The organism is Aliiroseovarius sp. D2-2 (genome assembly GCF_055809455.1).
The window spans coordinates 3,031,444-3,053,015 of record NZ_CM147913.1 but is presented as its reverse complement, the minus strand read 5'-3'; the positions used below and the strand labels follow the sequence as shown (position 1 = coordinate 3,053,015).

At 54.5% G+C, this 21,572-nt stretch carries 16 protein-coding genes, 1 tRNA gene and 1 pseudogene; 17 read left to right on the top strand and 1 reads right to left on the bottom strand.

Annotated elements, in window-relative coordinates; genetic code table 11:
* The first annotated feature begins 15 nt into the window (after positions 1-15).
* The 12 genes and pseudogenes from AC0L6A_RS15095 to AC0L6A_RS15040 all read left to right on the top strand — a co-directional run bounded on the left by AC0L6A_RS15095 (position 16) and on the right by AC0L6A_RS15040 (position 15,063).
* Positions 16-91 (top strand) — tRNA-Trp (locus tag AC0L6A_RS15095).
* A gap of 91 nt (positions 92-182) precedes the next feature.
* Complete coding sequence (locus AC0L6A_RS15090) at positions 183-842, top strand: DUF1007 family protein (protein ID WP_473291139.1); 660 nt, start codon at positions 183-185, stop codon at positions 840-842.
* Positions 830-1,753, top strand: coding sequence for a nickel/cobalt transporter (locus AC0L6A_RS15085; RefSeq protein ID WP_473291137.1), 924 nt, complete (start codon positions 830-832; stop codon positions 1,751-1,753). Before AC0L6A_RS15090 ends, AC0L6A_RS15085 begins: the two co-directional genes overlap by 13 nt.
* 69 nt (positions 1,754-1,822) lie before the next feature.
* The gene (gene secE, locus AC0L6A_RS15080; RefSeq protein WP_473293518.1) at positions 1,823-2,014 is read left to right on the top strand and encodes a preprotein translocase subunit SecE; all 192 of its coding nucleotides are present in this window, start codon (positions 1,823-1,825) and stop codon (positions 2,012-2,014) included.
* Positions 2,015-2,169: 155 nt separating this feature from the next.
* On the top strand, positions 2,170-2,703 hold the full coding sequence (nusG, locus tag AC0L6A_RS15075; protein WP_473291136.1) for a transcription termination/antitermination protein NusG: 534 nt from the start codon (positions 2,170-2,172) through the stop codon (positions 2,701-2,703).
* Positions 2,704-2,808: 105 nt separating this feature from the next.
* A pseudogene (rplK, locus tag AC0L6A_RS15070) lies at positions 2,809-3,235 on the top strand (50S ribosomal protein L11).
* A gap of 1 nt (position 3,236) precedes the next feature.
* Positions 3,237-3,935, top strand: a complete 699-nt coding sequence (rplA, locus tag AC0L6A_RS15065; protein ID WP_473291135.1) for a 50S ribosomal protein L1 — start codon at positions 3,237-3,239, stop codon at positions 3,933-3,935.
* A 425-nt stretch (positions 3,936-4,360) separates the two neighbouring features.
* Complete coding sequence (gene rplJ / locus AC0L6A_RS15060) at positions 4,361-4,873, top strand: 50S ribosomal protein L10 (protein ID WP_473291134.1); 513 nt, start codon at positions 4,361-4,363, stop codon at positions 4,871-4,873.
* Positions 4,874-4,942: 69 nt separating this feature from the next.
* The gene (gene rplL / locus AC0L6A_RS15055; RefSeq protein WP_473291132.1) at positions 4,943-5,320 is read left to right on the top strand and encodes a 50S ribosomal protein L7/L12; all 378 of its coding nucleotides are present in this window, start codon (positions 4,943-4,945) and stop codon (positions 5,318-5,320) included.
* A 244-nt stretch (positions 5,321-5,564) separates the two neighbouring features.
* On the top strand, positions 5,565-9,701 hold the full coding sequence (rpoB, locus tag AC0L6A_RS15050; RefSeq protein WP_473293516.1) for a DNA-directed RNA polymerase subunit beta: 4,137 nt from the start codon (positions 5,565-5,567) through the stop codon (positions 9,699-9,701).
* Positions 9,702-9,752: 51 nt separating this feature from the next.
* Positions 9,753-14,009 (top strand): DNA-directed RNA polymerase subunit beta', encoded by a 4,257-nt coding sequence (gene rpoC, locus AC0L6A_RS15045; protein ID WP_473291131.1) that lies wholly within the window; start codon positions 9,753-9,755, stop codon positions 14,007-14,009.
* Positions 14,010-14,190: 181 nt separating this feature from the next.
* Positions 14,191-15,063 (top strand): DMT family transporter, encoded by an 873-nt coding sequence (locus AC0L6A_RS15040; RefSeq protein ID WP_473291130.1) that lies wholly within the window; start codon positions 14,191-14,193, stop codon positions 15,061-15,063.
* Here AC0L6A_RS15040 and AC0L6A_RS15035 read toward each other — a convergent pair.
* Positions 15,060-16,085, bottom strand: coding sequence for a glycosyltransferase family 2 protein (locus AC0L6A_RS15035; RefSeq protein WP_473291128.1), 1,026 nt, complete (start codon positions 16,083-16,085; stop codon positions 15,060-15,062). The genes AC0L6A_RS15040 and AC0L6A_RS15035 overlap by 4 nt on opposite strands.
* 348 nt (positions 16,086-16,433) lie before the next feature.
* On the opposite strand from AC0L6A_RS15035, the gene rpsL reads away from it, so the two are divergent.
* The 5 genes from rpsL (at position 16,434) to AC0L6A_RS15010 (ending at position 21,554) form a co-directional block, all read left to right on the top strand.
* Positions 16,434-16,805 (top strand): 30S ribosomal protein S12, encoded by a 372-nt coding sequence (gene rpsL, locus AC0L6A_RS15030; RefSeq protein ID WP_008182915.1) that lies wholly within the window; start codon positions 16,434-16,436, stop codon positions 16,803-16,805.
* A 12-nt stretch (positions 16,806-16,817) separates the two neighbouring features.
* Positions 16,818-17,288: a 30S ribosomal protein S7 gene (gene rpsG / locus AC0L6A_RS15025; RefSeq protein ID WP_473291126.1), complete on the top strand. Its 471-nt coding sequence runs from the start codon at positions 16,818-16,820 to the stop codon at positions 17,286-17,288.
* Positions 17,289-17,309: 21 nt separating this feature from the next.
* Positions 17,310-19,427 carry an elongation factor G gene (gene fusA / locus AC0L6A_RS15020; protein ID WP_473291125.1) on the top strand — a complete coding sequence of 706 codons (2,118 nt, stop codon included), beginning with the start codon at positions 17,310-17,312 and terminating at the stop codon, positions 19,425-19,427.
* 59 nt (positions 19,428-19,486) lie between these two features.
* Positions 19,487-20,662, top strand: a complete 1,176-nt coding sequence (tuf, locus tag AC0L6A_RS15015; RefSeq protein ID WP_246929063.1) for an elongation factor Tu — start codon at positions 19,487-19,489, stop codon at positions 20,660-20,662.
* Between the two features lie 268 nt (positions 20,663-20,930).
* Positions 20,931-21,554 carry an NYN domain-containing protein gene (locus tag AC0L6A_RS15010; RefSeq protein WP_473291123.1) on the top strand — a complete coding sequence of 208 codons (624 nt, stop codon included), beginning with the start codon at positions 20,931-20,933 and terminating at the stop codon, positions 21,552-21,554.
* The last annotated feature ends 18 nt before the right edge of the window (positions 21,555-21,572 follow it).

The window sequence follows — 21,572 nt, the reverse complement described above, 5'->3', positions numbered from 1 at the left end:
CGCCTTCTCGGTCATAGGGGTATAGCTCAGTTGGTAGAGCGACGGTCTCCAAAACCGTAGGTCCCGGGTTCGAACCCTGGTGCCCCTGCCACCACCATCCAACAAAAATTCGTTCCAGCGAAGCCCCGCTTAGCGGATTGGCTCCTGTTGTCGTTGCGTCGTTGGCGCGCTACATCCGGGTCATGAATTATTTGCGCTCATCCGTCTTGTCGCTGCCCGTGATCGTTGCCTCGGCCTTGCCATTGGCCAGCCATCCACATGTGTTTATCGACGCTGGGGCCAATCTGATCTTCGATGACACGGGGCAACTGGCCGCGGTGCGGGTGTTCTGGGCGTATGATGAGTTCTATTCGCTGCTGATGGTCGAAGATAATGCGTTGGATGCTGACGGGGATGGCACGCCTGAACAAGACGCTATGGATGCGTTTGCCGGTCAGGATGTGGACTGGGCCGCTGGCTTTCCCGGTGACCTGTATCTAAAGGCGCAAAGCAGTGACGTAGAGCTTGCGCGACCGGTTGAACACGGGATGCGATACGAAGATGGGCGCGTTGTCAGCTGGCATATTCGTCCGCTTGAAAACAGGATCGCGGTCGACACGGATCCTGTACTTGTACAAATCTATGATCCGACTTTTTTCGTGGCCTATGATGTGCGGTTGCCCGTCACAGTCGAGGGTCGCGAGGGGTGTACGGTGGAGCATGTTGCAGCCGATTTGAACGCGGCCTACGACAAAGTGGAAAGCATCCTTTATGGCCCGGAAAGCACTGAATACCAGGGCGACAACTATCCCGAAGTGGGCGATCTGTTTGCTGATCAGTTGCTGCTGAAATGCTCCGAGTAATCTCACTCCTATCTTTTGCCGTGATCGTTGTCGCTGCGTTGCTGTGGGCCACGGGCGCGCTGGACGGTGTGGGTGCTTGGGCAGCTGACTGGCAACGAGACGTTCAGACGTCGATGGCGCGCGGGTTGCGTGCGCTTAGGGCAGGCGAGCCCGGTGCCTTAGTGGCTCTTTTGACCATTTGCTTTTCGTATGGGTTCTTTCACGCAGTTGGACCGGGGCACGGCAAGGTTCTGATTGGTGGCTATTCGCTGGCCTCACGCGCAACCATGTGGCGGATGTCGCTGGTGGCGCTGCTGTCCTCGCTTGCACAGGGGCTTAGCGCAATCCTACTGGTCTTTGCGGGTGTGTTGGTCTTGAACCTAACGCGACAGCAAATGGTTGGGCTAGCCGAGGATTGGTTTGCGGATGCAAGCTATGGCGCGATTGCGTTGATCGGGCTGTATCTGCTGCTTCGAGGCGCGCGCAAGCTGCTGCGGGTGAACAAAAGCCAGTCACATGACCATGACCACCACCACGATCACGACCACGCTGACCACACCCATTGCCACGAATGTGGCCACGCGCATGCGCCAGATTTGCATGACGTCGAATCTGCCGGAAATTGGCGCGAGCTTGCGATCCTGATCGCGGGCGTTGCCATCCGTCCATGCACAGGAGCTTTGTTCTTACTGGTCCTGACCTGGCAGATGAATTTGGTTTGGCAGGGTATCCTTGGCGTCTTGGCGATGGCCCTTGGCACCGCCAGCGTTACGATTGTCACCGCCATGGTCTCTGTCGGTCTGCGTGGCGGGCTTCTTGCAGGGATATTGCAAGGCGGTGGCACCTTGGCTGCGCGTGCGGTTCCCCTTCTTGAAATCACTGCGGGACTGATGGTCATGCTTGTCGCTTTAGGTCTTTTAGGCGTGGTTTGACGTACAAGGCTTGAAAACCCTGCGCGCATTGCGTAATTGACCGCCTATCTTATGAAAGGCCGAGAACAGATGACCAATCCGTTGCAATTCATCCAGCAAGTGCGCGCCGAGGTGTCCAGAGTCACCTGGCCGACCCGCCGCGAGGTCCTATTGACCACCGGCATGGTCTTCGTGCTGGCTGCTCTTACGGCATTGTTCTTTTCGCTTGTGAATCTTGGTATCCGCAGCGGTCTGTCTGCTGTGCTGGGCTACTTCGGCTAACGTACCGTCTTTGCCCTTGAATTAAGAGTGTTTCAGGGGTAGTTCGGACACCACTTCGGGACGGGCGTGCGGCGAATCAAGTTGCACGCCGATTTTTTGTTCCCGGAAACGAAATTTGAAATGTCCCTTCGGGGCGCAGGAATGCAGAGGCTGACATGGCGAAACGGTGGTATTCGGTAAGCGTGCTGTCGAACTTCGAAAAGAAGATCGCAGAGGCAATCCGGGCCTCGGTCGAGGAAAAGGGTCTTGAGGACCAGATCGACGAAGTACTGGTTCCGACCGAAGAGGTCATCGAGATACGACGCGGTAAGAAAGTTCCGACCGAGCGTCGTTTCATGCCGGGTTACGTTTTGGTCCACATGGAAATGTCGGATGAAGGCTATCACCTGATCACATCGATCAACCGCGTGACCGGTTTCTTGGGCCCGCAAGGCCGCCCGATGCCGATGCGTGACGCAGAAGTGCAGGGCATCCTGGGCCGCGTCGAAGAAGGCGCTGAAGCACCGAAGCTGATGATCAGCTTTGAAATCGGCGAGAAGGTTTCTGTCGTTGATGGTGCCTTCGAAGGCTTCGACGGTCTGGTCGAACAAGTGGACGAAGAAGGCCAGCGCCTAAAGGTTGCTGTGTCGATCTTTGGCCGGGAAACCCCGGTCGAACTGGATTACACGCAGGTCTCGAAGCAGGGCTGACGTGTTGAGAACGTGGGAGGGGCGGTGATCGCGATCACCAATCCAGACCGCGGCAATGAGTGGCAAAGGGACGCGTCCCCGCGCTGTTGTTAAAGGAGAAGCCAAATGGCTAAAAAACTAGCTGGCACAATGAAGCTGCAGGTTCCTGCAGGTCAAGCCAACCCCAGCCCGCCCGTCGGCCCCGCACTGGGTCAGCGCGGCATCAACATCATGGAATTCTGTAAAGCGTTTAACGCGAAGACACAGGTATCTGGAGCCCGGCGCACCGTGCCCGACCGTGATCACCTATTATCAGGATAAGTCCTTCTCGATGGACATCAAGACGCCTCCTGCGTCGTATTTCCTGATCAAAGCTGCTGGTCTGAAGTCGGGTGCAAACAACCCCGGTCGCGAGACTGTCGGTTCGGTAACCGCTGCTCAGGTGAAAGAAATCGCCGAAGCAAAAATGAAAGATCTGAACGCGAACGATATCGATGCCGCGATGCTGATCATTCTGGGCTCCGCCCGCTCTATGGGCATTGAGGTGAAGTAAGATGGCAAAACTAGGTAAACGTACCACTGCCGCTCGCGAAGCTTTCGCCGGCAAAGAAAACATGAGCGTGGAAGAAGCTGTTGCACTGGTTAAGGGCAACGCGAAAGCCAAGTTCGACGAAACCATCGAAATCGCAATGGCGCTGGGTGTTGACACACGTCACGCTGACCAGATGGTCCGTGGTGTAATCGGCCTGCCGAACGGCACCGGTAAAACCATGCGTGTTGCTGTATTTGCACGTGGTCCGAAGGCTGATGAAGCCAAGGAAGCTGGCGCGGATATCATTGGTGCAGAAGATCTGATGGAAACCGTACAAGGCGGCACCATCGATTTCGATCGCTGTATTGCGACACCTGACATGATGCCGATCGTTGGTCGTCTGGGTAAAGTTCTGGGTCCGCGCAACTTGATGCCGAACCCAAAAGTTGGAACTGTGACCATGGACGTCAAAGAAGCTGTTGCTGCTGCCAAAGGTGGTGAAGTTCAGTTCAAGGCTGAAAAAGGTGGCGTTGTTCACGCGGGCCTCGGTAAAGCCTCGTTCGACGAAGCCAAGCTGGTTGAGAACGTGCGTGCATTCATCGACGCCGTTCAGAAAGCCAAGCCCTCGGGTTCCAAAGGCACCTACATGCAGAAAATTTCTCTGAGCTCGACTATGGGTCCAGGTGTTACCATCGATGTGGACAACGCCACTGGCAACTAAGCCAGAGTTATAGAGTTTTGAAAGGGCGTCCCTTGGGGCGCCCTTTTGCGTTGCGACGGCAAATGTGCTAATGTTGCGAAAGTAGCTAAAGGGCGTAGGGGATCGTACGCCCGTTTTAGGGTTGGAAAACCCTGACAAACCCTCTAAAGACACTCTTGCAACCCAGCGTGCGATTCGTCGTGCGCTGTTTTGCGTTTCGTCCGAGACGGTGGGTGATGCCGGTGGGCCAAGCTGAAAAGCGACCGCGCGCAAGTGTCATAATTCCTGCCTGAGATGGGAAATGAACAAAAGAATTCTCTTGGCCGCTTGGCCTCGGGGCGATTTTGCGAAGGACCCTTATCGCGGACCCGATTGCCGGGTTTTCCTTGAAAAACCGGTAAAATATGAGCCGGAGGGGTCAAACCCTCCATACTTGGAGTGAAACTGTGGATAGAGCACAAAAAGAAAAAGTGGTCGATGAACTCGGCCAGATCTTTGAAAGCTCTGGCGTTGTAGTGGTTGCCCACTATGCCGGTCTCACGGTTGCCGAAATGCAGGACCTGCGTTCGCAAATGCGCGAAGTTGGTGGGTCTGTACGCGTTGCCAAGAACAAGCTCGCCAAAATCGCCCTTGAAGGTAAGCCGGCCGCTTCGATCGCCGACCTCCTGACGGGTATGACTGTTCTTGCCTATTCCGAAGATCCTGTGGCTGCGGCCAAGGTCATGGATAAGTACGCCAAAGACAACGAGAAGCTCGTTATCCTTGGTGGTGCTATGGGCGAGGACGCTCTGGACACTGCCGGTGTTAAAGCCGTCGCCGCAATGCCGTCGCGTGAAGAGCTTATTGCTTCTATCGCTGGCTGTATCGGCGCACCTGCTTCGAACATCGCTGGGGCCATTGGCGCGCCTGCTTCGAACATCGCATCCATCTTGTCCACCATCGAGGACAAGGCTGCTTAAGCAATCTGAGACCAGTGTAGCGAAATATCGCAATACGTTGGAACACATCTAATAACGGAAAGAAGTCAAATGGCTGATCTGAAAAAACTTGCAGAAGAGATCGTGGGTCTGACCCTTCTCGAAGCACAAGAACTGAAAACCATCCTCAAAGACGAGTATGGCATCGAGCCCGCAGCTGGCGGCGCTGTTGTAATGGCTGGCGCAGCTGGCGGCGACGCTGGTGCAGCTGCTGAAGAGAAAACCGAATTCGACGTCGTGCTGAAAAGCCCCGGCGCTTCGAAAATCAACGTCATCAAAGAAGTTCGCGGCATCACAGGTCTTGGCCTGAAAGAAGCCAAAGAACTTGTTGAAGGCGGCGGCAAAATCAAAGAAGGCGTCGACAAAGCAGAAGCAGAAGACATCAAGGGCAAGCTGGAAGCAGCTGGCGCCGAAGTCGAACTGGCTTAAGCTTTACGCTTTTGGGCCGCTTCAAGGCCCGTAAACACAGGCTGGGCCCGGAGAAATCCGGGTCCAGCCGAACCTGTCTTGAAGAGGGCCTGATATCAGACCCTGTTCTGGGAAAGGTTCAATGGATCGGGAGGAGACCCTTGGGCGGGTTTCCGGGAATTGGTTCGAACCCCCGTCTCGGACGAGGTGTTGCCGGCGACCCAACGGTTGGCACCTCAGTTGAGAAATGAAAGGTAAATACCTTATGGCGCAGACCTACCTTGGCCAGAAACGCTTGCGTAAGTATTACGGTAAAATCCGTGAAGTTCTGGAAATGCCGAACCTTATTGAGGTTCAGAAAAGCTCTTACGATCTTTTCCTGAATTCCGGCGATCAGCTGGAACCTATGGACGGCGAAGGCATTAATGCCGTTTTCCAGTCGGTTTTCCCGATTAAAGATTTCAACGAAACTTCTATTCTTGAGTTCGTGAAATACGAGCTTGAAGAGCCGAAATTCGACGTCGAGGAATGCCAGCAGCGCGACCTGACGTATTCAGCACCTTTGAAAGTCACCCTGCGTCTTATCGTGTTTGATATTGATGAAGATACGGGCGCAAAGTCGGTTAAAGACATCAAAGAGCAAGACGTGTTCATGGGCGACATGCCTCTGATGACGCCGAACGGCACATTTGTCGTGAACGGCACCGAGCGCGTTATCGTATCTCAGATGCACCGTTCGCCGGGCGTGTTCTTTGACCACGACAAGGGCAAGACGCATTCGTCGGGCAAGCTTCTGTTCGCCTGCCGCATCATTCCTTACCGTGGTTCGTGGTTGGATTTTGAATTCGACGCCAAGGACATCGTCTTTGCCCGTATCGACCGTCGCCGTAAGCTGCCTGTGACCACCCTGCTTTATGCACTGGGTCTGGACCAAGAAGGCATCTGTGACGCGTATTTTGAAACGGTTCAGTTCAAGCTGAAGAAGAACAAAGGTTGGGTCACCAAGTTCTTCCCCGAGCGTGTCGCCGGCACCCGTCCGACACAAGATCTGATCGACGCCAAAACTGGCGAAGTCATTGCTGAAGCCAGCAAGAAGATTACGCCGCGCGCCGTCAAGAAGCTGATGGAGTCCGGCGAGGTCAAAAACCTGCTTGTTCCCTTCGATGCCATCGTTGGTCGTTATGTGTCGAAAGACATCATCAACGAAGAAACCGGTGCGATCTACGTCGAAGCTGGTGACGAACTGACACTTGAGCACGACAAAGACGGTGAACTGATTGGCGGTTCGTTGAAAGAGCTTATGGATGCGGGCATCACCGATATCCCGACGCTTGACATCGACAACGTCAATTATGGTCCCTACATCCGCAACACGCTGGCGGTAGACAAGAACATGAGCCGCGAAACCGCGCTGATGGACATCTATCGTGTGATGCGTCCGGGTGAACCGCCCACGGTTGAAGCGGCCTCGAACCTGTTCGAGACACTGTTCTTCGACAGCGAGCGTTATGATCTGTCGGCCGTTGGTCGCGTGAAAATGAACATGCGTCTGAATCTGGATGCCGAAGACACGCAGCGCACCTTGCGTCGTGAAGACATCATTGCCTGTATCAAGGCACTGGTTGACTTGCGTGACGGTCGTGGTGACGTGGACGACATTGACCACTTGGGCAACCGTCGTGTGCGCTCGGTCGGCGAACTGATGGAAAACCAGTATCGTGTTGGCCTGCTGCGTATGGAACGTGCGATCAAGGAACGTATGTCGTCGGTCGAAATCGACACCGTCATGCCTCAAGATCTGATCAACGCGAAACCTGCCGCAGCGGCAGTACGTGAATTCTTCGGCTCGTCGCAGCTGTCGCAGTTCATGGACCAAACGAACCCGCTGTCGGAAGTCACCCACAAACGCCGCCTGTCGGCGCTTGGGCCGGGTGGTTTGACTCGCGAACGTGCTGGCTTCGAGGTGCGTGACGTTCACGCCACCCACTATGGCCGCATGTGTCCGATTGAAACGCCGGAAGGGCCAAATATTGGTCTGATCAACTCGTTGGCCACTTTTGCCCGCGTGAACAAATACGGCTTCATTGAAACACCTTATCGTAAAGTTGTGGACGGCAAGGTCACGGACGAAGTGAACTACATGTCCGCCACCGAAGAGATGCGTCACACTGTGGCTCAGGCCAACGCGCATCTGGACGAAGATGGTCGGTTTGAAAACGATCTGGTGAACACCCGTCAGTCGGGTGAATACACCATGGCGCAGCGTGAAGCTGTCGACCTGATCGACGTGTCGCCCAAGCAGCTGGTCTCGGTTGCTGCGTCGCTAATCCCGTTCCTTGAGAACGACGATGCTAACCGTGCCTTGATGGGTTCGAACATGCAACGTCAGGCTGTTCCGCTTCTGCGGGCAGAGGCTCCGTTTGTAGGCACCGGCATCGAAGGCAAAGTTGCCATCGACTCTGGCGCTGCCATTCAGGCCAAACGTGGCGGTGTAATCGACCAAGTTGACGCAACGCGTATCGTTGTACGTGCCACCGAAGACCTTGGTCTGGGTGATGCGGGCGTGGACATCTACCGTTTGCGCAAGTTCCAGCGTTCGAACCAAAACACCTGCATCAACCAGCGTCCGCTGGTGAAAGTAGGTCAGAAGGTTTCGAAAGGCGAAATCATCGGCGACGGTCCTTCGACCGACATCGGCGAATTGGCTTTGGGTAAAAACGTGGTCGTCGCGTTTATGCCTTGGAACGGCTACAACTACGAAGATAGTATCCTGATCTCAGAGCGTATTGCGCGTGACGACGTCTTCACTTCGGTTCACATCGAAGAGTTTGAAGTCGCCGCTCGTGACACGAAACTGGGTCCAGAAGAAATCACACGCGACATCCCGAATGTGGGTGAAGAAGCGCTGCGTAACCTCGACGAAGCTGGTGTTGTTTACATCGGTGCCGACGTTGAGCCGGGCGACATTCTTGTCGGTAAGATCACACCGAAGGGCGAAAGCCCGATGACGCCGGAAGAAAAGCTTCTGCGCGCCATCTTTGGTGAGAAAGCATCCGACGTTCGCGATACCTCGCTTCGTGTGAAGCCGGGTGATTTCGGGACTGTTGTGGAAGTGCGCGTCTTTAACCGCCACGGTGTGGAAAAAGACGAACGTGCCTTGCAGATCGAGCGTGAAGAGGTCGAAAGCCTTGCGCGTGACCGTGATGACGAGCTGCACATTCTTGAGCGCAACACCTATGCCCGCCTGAAGGACATGATCCTTGGCAAAGCGGCCGTAAAAGGCCCGAAAGGCGTAAAAGCAGGTTCGAAGATCACAGAAGATCTGCTGGAAGGTCTAAGCCGCGGTCAGTGGTGGCAACTTGCCCTTGAGGACGAAGACGATGCGAAAATCGTTGAAGCCCTGAACGAGCAGTTCGAAGCGCAGAAACGCGCCTTGGATGCCCGTTTTGAAGACAAGGTCGAAAAAGTCCGTCGTGGAGACGACCTGCCGCCGGGTGTGATGAAGATGGTCAAAGTCTTCGTTGCCGTGAAGCGTAAGCTTCAGCCGGGCGACAAGATGGCCGGTCGTCACGGGAACAAAGGTGTTATTTCCAAGGTTGTACCGATGGAAGACATGCCGTTCCTGGCCGATGGTACTCCGGTTGACTTCTGTCTGAACCCGCTGGGCGTGCCGTCGCGTATGAACGTTGGTCAGATCCTTGAAACCCACATGGGTTGGGCCGCTCGCGGTCTGGGTCTGAACGTGGACGAAGCTCTGGGTGAATACCGCCGTTCCGGCGATCTGACCCCGGTTCGCGAGGCCATGCGCATCGCTTATGGCGACGATGTCTACGAAGAAGGCATCGCTGGCATGGGCGAAGACGATCTGGTGGATGCTGCGTCCAACGTGACCAATGGTGTGCCGATCGCTACCCCGGTCTTCGACGGTGCCAAAGAGGCTGACGTAAACGACGCGCTGACGCGCGCTGGTTTCGACACCTCGGGTCAGTCGGTTCTGTTCGACGGTCGTACCGGTGAACAGTTCTCGCGCGAAGTCACTGTTGGCGTGAAGTACCTGCTGAAACTGCACCACCTTGTGGACGACAAAATCCACGCGCGTTCGACCGGTCCGTACTCGCTTGTTACTCAGCAGCCGCTGGGTGGTAAGGCGCAGTTTGGTGGCCAGCGCTTCGGTGAGATGGAAGTCTGGGCTTTGGAAGCATATGGCGCGGCATACACGCTGCAAGAGATGCTTACCGTCAAGTCGGATGACGTTGCTGGACGGACGAAAGTCTATGAAAGCATCGTCAAAGGCGAGGACAACTACGAAGCTGGCGTGCCAGAATCGTTCAACGTTCTTGTCAAAGAAGTCCGCGGCCTCGGCCTCAACATGGAACTCCTGGATGCGGAGGGCGAGGACTGAAGGCGCCCGCCTTACTCCTCCCACCCTTCCCCTGATTAAAGGAAACGCAAAATGAACCAGGAACTGTCAACAAACCCGTTCAACCCGCTGGCCGCGCCGAAGGTCTTTGATGAAATCAAAGTCTCGCTTGCTAGCCCGGAACGGATCCTTTCGTGGTCGTATGGCGAGATCAAGAAGCCCGAGACCATCAACTATCGTACGTTCAAGCCCGAGCGTGACGGTCTGTTCTGTGCCCGTATCTTTGGCCCGGTCAAAGACTACGAATGCCTGTGCGGTAAATATAAGCGCATGAAGTATCGCGGCGTTGTCTGCGAGAAATGTGGTGTGGAAGTTACCCTTCAGAAAGTACGCCGCGAGCGTATGGGCCATATCGAGCTGGCAGCACCTGTCGCTCACATCTGGTTCCTGAAGTCGCTGCCGTCGCGCATCGGCCTGATGCTGGACATGACCCTGCGTGATCTGGAACGTATTCTGTACTTCGAAAACTACGTTGTGATCGAGCCCGGCCTGACGGACCTTCAATACGGTCAACTGATGACCGAAGAAGAGTTCATGGACGCTCAAGACACCTATGGTATGGACGCGTTCACCGCGAACATCGGTGCTGAAGCAATCCGTGAAATGCTGGCAGCGATTGATCTGGAAGCTGAAGCTGAACAGCTGCGTGCTGATCTGGCCGAAGCCACTGGTGAACTGAAGCCTAAGAAGATCATCAAGCGTCTGAAGATTGTTGAATCGTTCATTGAGTTGGGCAACCGTCCTGAATGGATGATCTTGACCGTTATCCCGGTTATCCCGCCAGAACTGCGCCCACTGGTGCCTCTGGATGGTGGCCGTTTCGCGACGTCGGATCTGAACGATCTGTATCGCCGCGTGATCAACCGGAACAACCGTCTGAAGCGTCTGATCGAGCTTCGCGCACCTGACATCATCGTACGTAACGAAAAGCGTATGTTGCAGGAATCCGTGGATGCTCTGTTCGACAACGGCCGTCGTGGCCGCGTCATCACCGGTGCCAACAAGCGCCCGCTGAAGTCGCTGTCAGACATGCTGAAAGGTAAGCAAGGTCGCTTCCGTCAAAACCTTTTGGGTAAACGCGTCGACTTCTCGGGTCGTTCGGTCATTGTGACCGGCCCGGAACTGAGGCTGCACCAATGTGGTTTGCCCAAGAAGATGGCCTTGGAACTGTTCAAGCCGTTCATCTATTCGCGTCTTGAAGCCAAAGGTCTGTCTTCCACTGTGAAGCAAGCCAAGAAATTGGTGGAAAAAGAGCGTCCCGAAGTTTGGGATATCTTGGACGAAGTGATCCGAGAACACCCCGTCATGCTGAACCGTGCGCCTACGTTGCACCGTCTTGGCATCCAGGCGTTCGAACCGGTTCTGATCGAAGGTAAAGCCATCCAGCTTCACCCGCTTGTTTGTTCAGCGTTCAACGCTGACTTCGACGGTGACCAAATGGCTGTTCACGTGCCGCTGTCGCTGGAAGCCCAGCTGGAAGCACGCGTTCTGATGATGTCGACGAACAACGTTCTGTCGCCTGCAAACGGCGCGCCGATCATTGTTCCTTCGCAGGATATGATCCTGGGTCTTTACTACATCTCGATGGAACGTGAAGGCATGAAGGGCGAAGGCATGATCTTCTCCGACGTGGACGAAGTGATCCACGCTCTGGACGCTGGCGAAGTGCATCTGCACGCCAAAGTTCAGGCGCGTCTGCCGCAGGTGGACGAAGAGGGCAACACCGTCATGGTGCGCTTTGAAACCACGCCGGGTCGTGTCCGTTTGGGCGCACTTCTGCCGCAGAACAACAAGGCGCCGTTTAGCCTTGTGAACCGTCTGCTGCGTAAGAAAGAAGTCCAGCAGGTCATCGACAACGTCTACCGCTATTGTGGTCAGAAAGAGTCGGTTATCTTCTGTGATCAGATCATGTCGATGGGCTTCAAAGAAGCGTTCAAGGCTGGCATCTCGTTCGGTAAGGACGACATGGTTGTTCCGGATAGCAAATGGCCGATCGTGGACGAAACCCGCGATCAGGTTAAAGGCTTCGAACAGCAGTACATGGACGGCCTGATCACTTTGGGCGAAAAGTACAACAAAGTTGTTGATGCTTGGTCGAAGTGTAACGACAAGGTCACGGACGCCATGATGGACACGATTTCGTCCAACAAGCGTGACGAGAATGGTGCCGAAGCTGAACCGAACTCGGTTTACATGATGGCCCACTCTGGTGCGCGTGGTTCTGTTACTCAGATGAAGCAGTTGGGCGGCATGCGCGGCCTGATGGCCAAACCTTCGGGCGAGATTATCGAAACGCCGATTATCTCGAACTTTAAAGAAGGTCTGACCGTGCTTGAGTACTTCAACTCGACCCACGGTGCCCGTAAGGGTCTGTCGGATACCGCTTTGAAAACCGCGAACTCGGGTTACCTGACTCGTCGTCTGGTTGACGTGGCACAGGACTGCATCGTGCGCGAAAATGACTGTGGCACCGAAAACTCGATCACTGCAGAAGCTGCGGTGAACGACGGTGAAGTGGTCTCGTCGCTGAGCGAACGTATTCTGGGTCGTGTGGCTGCTGAGGACGTTCTGGTACCTGGTACCGAAGAAGTTCTGGTTGCTAAGAACGAGCTGATCGACGAACGCAAAGCAGACGCTGTGGAAGAAGCTGGCCTGACAGCCATCCGCATCCGCAGCCCGCTGACATGTGAAGCTGAAGAAGGCGTTTGTGCCAACTGCTACGGTCGTGACCTGGCGCGCGGTACGAAAGTCAACACTGGCGAAGCTGTCGGCATTATTGCCGCACAGTCGATCGGTGAACCCGGAACTCAGCTGACCATGCGTACTTTCCACATTGGTGGTGTTGCGCAGGGTGGCCAGCAGTCGTTCCAGGAAGCCAACCAAGAAGGCAAGATCGAGTATCGTAACGCCAGCGTTCTGGAAAACCGTGACGGCGAGATCGTCGTTATGGGCCGCAACATGGTCATGGCGATCATGGGCGACAACGGTGAAGAGCGTGCGTCGTTCAAAATCGGCTACGGTTCGAAATTGTTCATCAAAGACGGTGCTTCGGTATCCCGCGGCGACAAGCTGTTTGAATGGGATCCGTTCACACTGCCGATGATTGCTGAGAAGGACGGTCAAGTTAAATTCGTCGACCTGATCAGCGGTATTTCGGTTCGTGACGAAACCGATGACGCAACCGGTATGACACAGAAGATCGTGTCGGATTGGCGTTCGGCGCCGAAAGGCAACGAGCTGAAGCCCGAAGTGATCTTGGTGGCTAAGGATGGCGAACCGGTCCGCAATGATGCGGGTAACCCGGTGACCTATACCATGTCCGTGGATGCCATTTTGTCGGTCGAAGAAAGCTCGGATGTCAAAGCTGGTGACGTTATTGCGCGTATCCCGCGTGAAGGCGCCAAGACCAAGGACATCACCGGTGGTCTGCCGCGTGTTGCTGAACTCTTCGAAGCGCGTCGTCCGAAAGATCACGCAATCATCGCCGAAATCGATGGTTATGTGCGCTTTGGCCGCGACTACAAGAACAAGCGTCGCATCTCGATCGAGCCTGCGGATGAAACGATGGACACCGTGGAATACATGGTGCCCAAAGGCAAACACATCCCGGTTGCAGAAGGGGACTTTATCCAGAAGGGTGAATACCTGATGGACGGTAACCCGGCGCCGCATGACATCCTGTCTATTATGGGTGTCGAGGCTCTGGCCGATTACATGATCGACGAAGTTCAGGACGTTTATCGTCTGCAGGGCGTTAAGATCAACGACAAGCACATCGAGGTGATCGTTCGCCAGATGCTGCAAAAGTGGGAGATCCAGGATTCGGGCGAAACCACGCTGCTCAAAGGCGAGCATGTGGACAAAGCCGAATTCGATGCCGCGAACGAAAAAGCAGCTGCCGAAGGCCGCCGCTTGGCTTCGGGCGAGCCGATCCTTCTGGGGATCACCAAGGCAAGCTTGCAGACACGTTCGTTCATCTCGGCTGCGTCGTTCCAGGAAACAACGCGAGTTCTGACCGAAGCTTCGGTTCAGGGTAAGCGCGACAAACTGGTTGGCCTGAAAGAGAACGTCATCGTGGGTCGCTTGATCCCGGCTGGTACGGGTGGGGCAACCCAGCAGATCCGCGCCATCGCGCAGAAACGCGACTTGAAGGTGATCGAAGAAGCACGTGCCGAGGCTGAAGCAGCCGCTGCACTGGCTGCTCCTGCCGAAGACGTGTTCGGCGATGCGCCAGAGGATGATCTGGGTCTGGTCGAAACCCCTGAAATGGGTGGCGACGAACAGCCCTAAGCGATTAGGAATAAAAACTCTAAAAGGCCCCGCTTCGACGGGGCCTTTTCTGTTTGTAGCCCAGCCTCTTGTCCCATCACTTCAAATTGAAGGGATTGATACTGTTGGGCCAGCATTCTTCTTGGTGATGGCGAACAAGGCTGCTTAAGGTGCCAATGCAAACAGAAGAGTTGGGGCTTCAATGCGATCAGACAATTTCAAAGCAGCGGCATTTATGTCGGCCTCCATGGCAGGCTTCACGTTCAATGATGCGTGCATGAAAGCCTTGGCCGAGACACTCCCGTTGGAACAGGCCGTGTTCCTGCGCGGAGTGGTTACATGTGCCTTTCTGTATTTCCTTGGACGTTGGCTGGGAACGCTGCACTTTGATCTTCCCCGTAGAGAATGGAAATTGATTGCCGTGCGGTGCTTGGGCGAAATTGGCGCGACCTACTGTTTCCTGACGGCCTTGTTCCACATGCCAATCGCCAACGTGACCGCGATCCTTCAGGTGTTGCCTTTGGTGATCGCTCTGGCCGCTTGGTTGTTCCTGTCTGAGCCACTGGGTTGGCGACGATTGGTGGCTATCGGCATTGGCTTCATAGGAGTTTTACTGATTGTCCAACCCGGGGCAGGGTTCTCGGTCTGGTCGATTTACGCGTTGGTCGCCGTGGGGTTTATCACTCTGCGCGATCTGGTTGTTCGAAAGCTGTCACCGAACACGCCATCCATGACCGTGGCGTTGATGGCAGGGATCTCGATCACAGTTGGTTTTGGTGCAGCCAGTCTTTTCGTGGAGTGGCAGCCAGTTCAAGGCGCGTCGATTGCATTGATCGGATTGGCAGCGTTCTTTATTTTCTTGGGCTACCTGTTTTCCGTCATGGTGATGCGTGTGGGCGATATCGCGTTTGCGGCCCCGTTTCGCTACACGGGCCTCTTGTGGGCCTTGCTTTTGGGGCTGGTGTTGTTTGGGGAATGGCCAAACACGTTAACGCTCTTAGGTGCTGCGATTGTGGTGTCGACGGGCCTTTTCGCGCTGTTTCGAGAACGCAAGATGGCGCGGCGAGCGTCCTAGGCTTTCAGGTTTCGTGGTTCGGGTTTGGGAAGGCTAAGGGCTTTGTCCATGTGAAATTCAAAGCGAGGATCCTTGCGGTGATCTTCCCCGCGTTTGGTGCACATGGCTTCAACCAAATCGGCACAGCATAGATGGTGCAACCGAAGCACCCCCGGAATTTCTGTAAGTTTAGCGTATTGCGCATCGAACTGACCTTTGAACGCCAGTGCGGATTGGTTTGAAACGCTGGTGTGGTCAAACCGATTGAAAAAATCATCTGTATAGCGATTGACGGAACCGGCTGACCCGGGGCTGCCTTTCTTGAACTCATACTGCTCTTTAGTTAGCAGAATATAGTGGTTCAGATGGGCGGTTTCGTGTGTAACCAACTTACGGTCCGTCCCGTTCAAGGACTTCTTGGTGGGATGGTAGTCCTCAAACCAGCTTTCGTCGGACAGTACCCAATGATTTGCACCTGTGTTCCATGCACCGTCACCTCTCCAGAACCGGGGTGTGTGCGATTTAAGTGTTCCGAAATCCAATGGTTTGTAGACAAAGCTTTTCACGCAGTTGTTTTGCTGGGCCTTCTCTTCCGCAGAGTTCAGAAAGCGTTGGTGGACAAAGCGGTCTTCCCATTGGTCTTCGTCCCCTGTGCCGAAAATCAGCCAGTGAATGGCCATGCCGCGAAATCTGTTTTCCGCGCCGTTGCCGATAAGCTCGTCGATGGTTCCTTTGCCTTTTCGGATGACCAGAAATTCATCCACATCACATGAGAACATCCAATCACAGGATTTGACGTATGGATGAGATCGCGCGGCCCGATAAGCGGACCCAAGTGGAGTTTGTTTCGGCTCGGGCTGATGCCGTTTCGCGGCCAGTATCCCTTGGCGTTCTAACAGGCGCAGAAGTTGCGGTGATCGGTCCGTACAATCATTGTGCATGATCAGGATTTTTTCGAAGCCCAACATGCGGTTCCATGCCAGCCATTCCAGTATGAAAGGCCCTTGGTTGCGCATGCAGGACAAAAGCAATGTGCCCTTCATGAAATCATCCCGAAATGAAGCAATTAGGTTCGACGTGTATTCGGTTGCACGCTACTATAGGCAAAGCCATGCGGCAACGCATCTTGGCCAGCTGTTGACAGCAAGAACGACTCCAACTATACGCGCGATCATCCAGCTGGGTTAGCCCCGGCTATCCAGAATTGTGGGATCAAGTTCGGAGCTACTTTGAAGCCTCGATCCTCTGTGAACCAACCGCGACGTTTGCCTCGGAATGGGAACGCTCGCGGGTTTTCGCTTTGTAGACTGTCACAGGTCTGTAACACGAAAAAGATTTAACCGCGTGGGGCAACCTGCGCCGACTGAGTTGAGAAACGGGAAAAGAGCCCTATGCCAACGATCCAACAGCTGATCCGCAAGCCGCGTCAGCCCAAAGTCAAGCGTTCCAAGTCGCAGCACTTGGAATCTTGCCCCCAAAAGCGCGGTGTATGTACCCGCGTTTATACAACGACCCCGAAAAAGCCGAACTCGGCTATGCGTAAAGTTGCGAAGGTTCGCCTGACCAACGGTTTCGAGGTTATCTCCTACATCCCGGGTGAAAGCCACAACCTTCAGGAACACTCTGTGGTTCTGATCCGTGGCGGTCGTGTGAAAGACCTTCCGGGTGTCCGTTACCACATCCTGCGTGGTGTGTTGGATACCCAAGGCGTCAAAGACCGTAAGCAACGTCGTTCGAAATACGGCGCCAAGCGTCCGAAGTAAGGAGAGTCAGATATGTCTCGTCGTCACGCCGCTGAGAAGCGCCAGGTCCTACCCGATGCCAAGTTTGGTGATCTGGTACTGACCAAATTCATGAACAACCTGATGATCGATGGTAAAAAATCGGTTGCAGAGAAAATCGTCTACAACGCGCTGGATCGCGTAGAAGACAAAATCAAGCGCGCACCTGTGGAAGTTTTCCACGAAGCGCTGGATAACATTAAGCCTTCGGTCGAAGTTCGTTCGCGCCGTGTGGGTGGTGCCACCTACCAGGTTCCCGTCGAAGTTCGCCCCGAGCGCCGTGAAGCACTGGCCATCCGCTGGTTGATCACCGCCGCTCGAAACCGCAACGAGAACACCATGGAAGAACGTCTTGCTGGCGAACTTCTGGATGCTGTGAACGCGCGCGGTACTGCCGTTAAGAAACGCGAAGACACCCACAAAATGGCCGACGCCAACAAAGCGTTCAGCCATTACCGCTGGTAAAGCCAAGGAAGGAAGAAAACCATGGCACGCGAATATCCACTCGAGAGATATCGTAACTTCGGTATCATCGCGCACATCGATGCAGGTAAAACAACCTGCTCCGAGCGCATCTTGTTCTACACGGGTAAGTCTCACAACATCGGCGAAGTACACGACGGTGCGGCGACGATGGACCACATGGAGCAGGAACAAGAACGCGGTATTACCATTACTTCGGCAGCGACCACCACTTTCTGGGAACGCACCGAAGACGGCAAAACTGCTGATTCCGAAAAGCACCGGATGAACATCATCGACACCCCCGGCCACGTTGACTTCACAATTGAAGTTGAGCGTTCGCTGGCGGTTCTTGATGGTGCTGTCTGTGTTCTTGACGGCAACGCCGGTGTTGAGCCTCAGACAGAAACTGTTTGGCGTCAGGCTGACCGCTACAAAGTTCCACGCATGGTTTTCATCAACAAGATGGACAAAATCGGCGCGGACTTCTTCAACTGTGTTGAAATGATTGAAGAGCGTACCGGTGCAACTGCTGTGCCGATCGGTATTCCAATCGGTTCGGAATCCGATCTTGAAGGTCTTATCGATCTTGTGACCATGGAAGAGTGGTTGTGGCAGGGTGACGATGTTGGCGCATCTTGGGTCAAAGCACCTATCCGTGCTGATCTTAAGGACATGGCTGACGAGTGGCGCGGCAAGATGATCGAAGCGGCTGTCGAAATGGACGACGACGCGATGATGGAATACCTGGAAGGCAACGAGCCTGACATTCCCACATTGCGCAAGTTGATCCGTAAAGGCACCTTGGAGATCGCATTTGTACCAGTTTTGGGCGGCTCTGCGTTCAAAAACAAAGGTGTTCAGCCTCTGTTGAACGCTGTTGTTGACTACCTGCCGAGCCCGCTCGACGTGGTTGACTACATGGGCTTTAAGCCAGGCGATGAAAACGAAGTTCGTGACATTGCGCGTCGTGCAGACGACGACATGCCGTTCTCGGCATTGGCGTTCAAAATCTGGAATGACCCCTTTGTTGGCTCGCTGACCTTTACGCGTATTTACTCCGGTAAAATCGAAAAGGGCGACACGTTCCTGAACTCGACCAAAGGCAAAAAAGAGCGCGTTGGCCGCATGATGATCATGCACTCCAACGACCGTGATGAAATCACCGAAGCATTTGCTGGTGACATTATCGCTCTCGGCGGCCTGAAGGACACCACAACAGGTGACACGCTTTGTGCGGTTAACGATCCTGTGGTTCTCGAAACAATGACTTTCCCTGATCCTGTGATCGAGATTGCCGTTGAGCCGAAAACCAAAGGTGACCAAGAGAAAATGGGCATCGCGCTGCAACGTTTGTCGGCAGAAGATCCTTCGTTCCGTGTGGAAACTGACATCGAAAGCGGTCAGACCATCATGCGCGGCATGGGCGAACTTCACCTCGATATTCTTGTTGATCGCATGCGTCGTGAGTTCAAGGTTGAAGCCAACATCGGTGCGCCGCAGGTTGCTTATCGTGAAACGATCTCGAAAGAGGTTGAGCACACCTACACCCACAAGAAACAGTCGGGTGGTTCGGGTCAGTATGCTGAGGTGAAAATGATCATCTCTCCAACTGAAGCGGGCGAAGGTTACTCGTTCGAAAGCAAGATCGTTGGTGGTGCTGTTCCGAAGGAATACATCCCGGGTGTTGAAAAAGGTGTGAAATCGGTTATGGACAGCGGCCCCTTGGCTGGCTTCCCAGTGATCGACTTCAAAGTTGCCTTGATCGACGGTAAATTCCACGATGTTGACTCCTCGGTTCTGGCCTTTGAAATCGCGGGTCGTATGGCCATGCGCGAAGGCATGCGTTTGGCTGGCGCCAAACTGCTTGAGCCGATCATGAAAGTGGAAGTGATCACGCCCGAGGACTACACCGGTGGTATCATCGGCGACCTGACCTCACGTCGCGGTCAAGTTTCGGGTCAAGAAGCACGCGGTAACGCGATTGCAATTGACGCGAACGTTCCGCTGGCAAACATGTTTGGCTACATCAACACCCTGCGCTCCATGTCTTCGGGCCGCGCGCAGTTCACGATGCAGTTCTCGCATTACGATCCGGTTCCGCAGAACATCTCGGACGAAATTCAGGCGAAATTCGCCTAATCGAAATTATCGGGCAGTGACCTGTCGCTGCCCGATACCCAGTTTAATAGGAGGCCATCATGGCTAAGGAAAAGTTTGAACGCGGTAAACCGCACGTAAACATCGGCACGATTGGTCACGTTGACCACGGCAAGACGACACTGACGGCAGCGATCACCAAGTATTTTGGTGACTTCCAGGCTTATGACCAGATTGATGGTGCGCCGGAAGAAAAAGCACGCGGCATCACGATCTCGACCGCTCACGTTGAGTACGAGACCGACGCACGTCACTATGCTCACGTTGACTGCCCCGGCCACGCCGACTACGTCAAAAACATGATCACCGGTGCTGCCCAGATGGACGGCGCGATCTTGGTTGTGAACGCAGCAGATGGCCCCATGCCACAGACTCGCGAGCACATTTTGCTTGGTCGCCAGGTTGGTATCCCGACCATGGTCGTTTTCATGAACAAAGTTGATCAGGTTGACGACGAAGAGCTTCTCGAGCTGGTTGAGATGGAAATTCGTGAACTGATGAACGAATACGGTTATCCAGGTGACGACATGCCGATCATCGCGGGTTCCGCGCTGGCCGCCATGGAAGGCAAGAACCCTGAAATCGGTGAAGAGAAAATCCGCGAGCTGATGGCTGCTGTGGACGAATACATCCCGACCCCGGATCGTCCGGTTGACGGCGCATTCCTTCTGCCGATCGAAGACGTGTTCTCGATCTCGGGTCGCGGTACTGTTGTAACCGGCCGTGTTGAGCGTGGCGTTGTGAATGTTGGCGACGAGATCGAAATCGTTGGCATCAAAGACACTCAGAAAACCACCTGTACTGGCGTTGAAATGTTCCGCAAGCTGCTTGATCGCGGTGAAGCAGGCGACAACGTTGGCGTTCTGTTGCGCGGTATCGACCGTGAAGCTGTTGAGCGTGGCCAGGTTCTGTGTAAGCCAGGTTCGGTTAACCCGCACACCAAGTTCGAAGCCGAGGTCTATATTCTGACCAAGGAAGAGGGTGGCCGTCACACGCCGTTCTTCGCGAACTACCGTCCTCAGTTCTACTTCCGTACAACTGACGTGACCGGCACGGTTGAACTGCCTGCAGGCACCGAAATGGTGATGCCGGGCGACAACCTGAAGTTCGACGTTGAACTGATTGCTCCGATCGCGATGGAAGAGAAACTGCGCTTCGCGATCCGCGAAGGCGGCCGTACCGTTGGTTCGGGCGTTGTCTCGAAAATCATCGACTAAGAACGCATTGCGTTCTTAGGGCGACAGGTGAATTGGCGCAGCCAAATCACCGAGAGCCAGAGAGACAGAAGATAAGAAAGGGGCGTCCACTGGGCGCCCTTTTTGCATCGGGGGGATTGAGGGGGCAGGAGATTAGTGACGCCCAACAAAACTTACTTTAGGTGGCGTCAAATATGCTCAATCTACACGCGAGAGCTTGAACGCCCTTTAACTCTGAGTGATATTAGGACCTGATAAGACTGTTCATTCTTTTCGGGTATCGCATTTCATGTTTCTGATCATTGTGGCCGCCATTTCGGTGGCTTTTATCATCGTCGCATTTTCGGTTCCGGCTTGGTCTGGAGTTATTTTGATCGCAGCGCCATGTGCTGTCGCAGCTGTTTTTCTGTTGCTTACCCGACGGCAGCAGGTTGTCGTCGAAACCGACACACAACAGCAGGTTGACGTCGAAACCGACACGCAAATGCGTGCGGTCATAGACGGCTCAAACATTATGTACTGGCAAGATGAGGAACCATGTATGGAACCTCTGCATGACGTCGTGGGGGAGCTTAAAAGACTTGGATTTGCTCCGGGCGTTATGTTCGATGCCAACGCGGGACACTTGCTGGTTGGCAAATATCAGGACGATGACAGGTTGGCGAGGCTGTTGAACCTGCCCGAAGACGCGGTTGTCGTGGTTGCAAAAGGAACGCCTGCGGATTCCTTAATTCTTCAGGCTGCACGAGATCTAAAGGCCATCGTCGTAACCAACGACCGCTATCGCGACTGGGCTGATGATTTTCCTGAAGTTCACGAACCGGGCTTTTTGATCCATGGCGGATACAAATCTGGCAAACTTTGGCTGGACAAAAAAATAGAGATGGCACTGGAACCAAGCACACCAACCTGAACTGGGGGCCCTAAACCG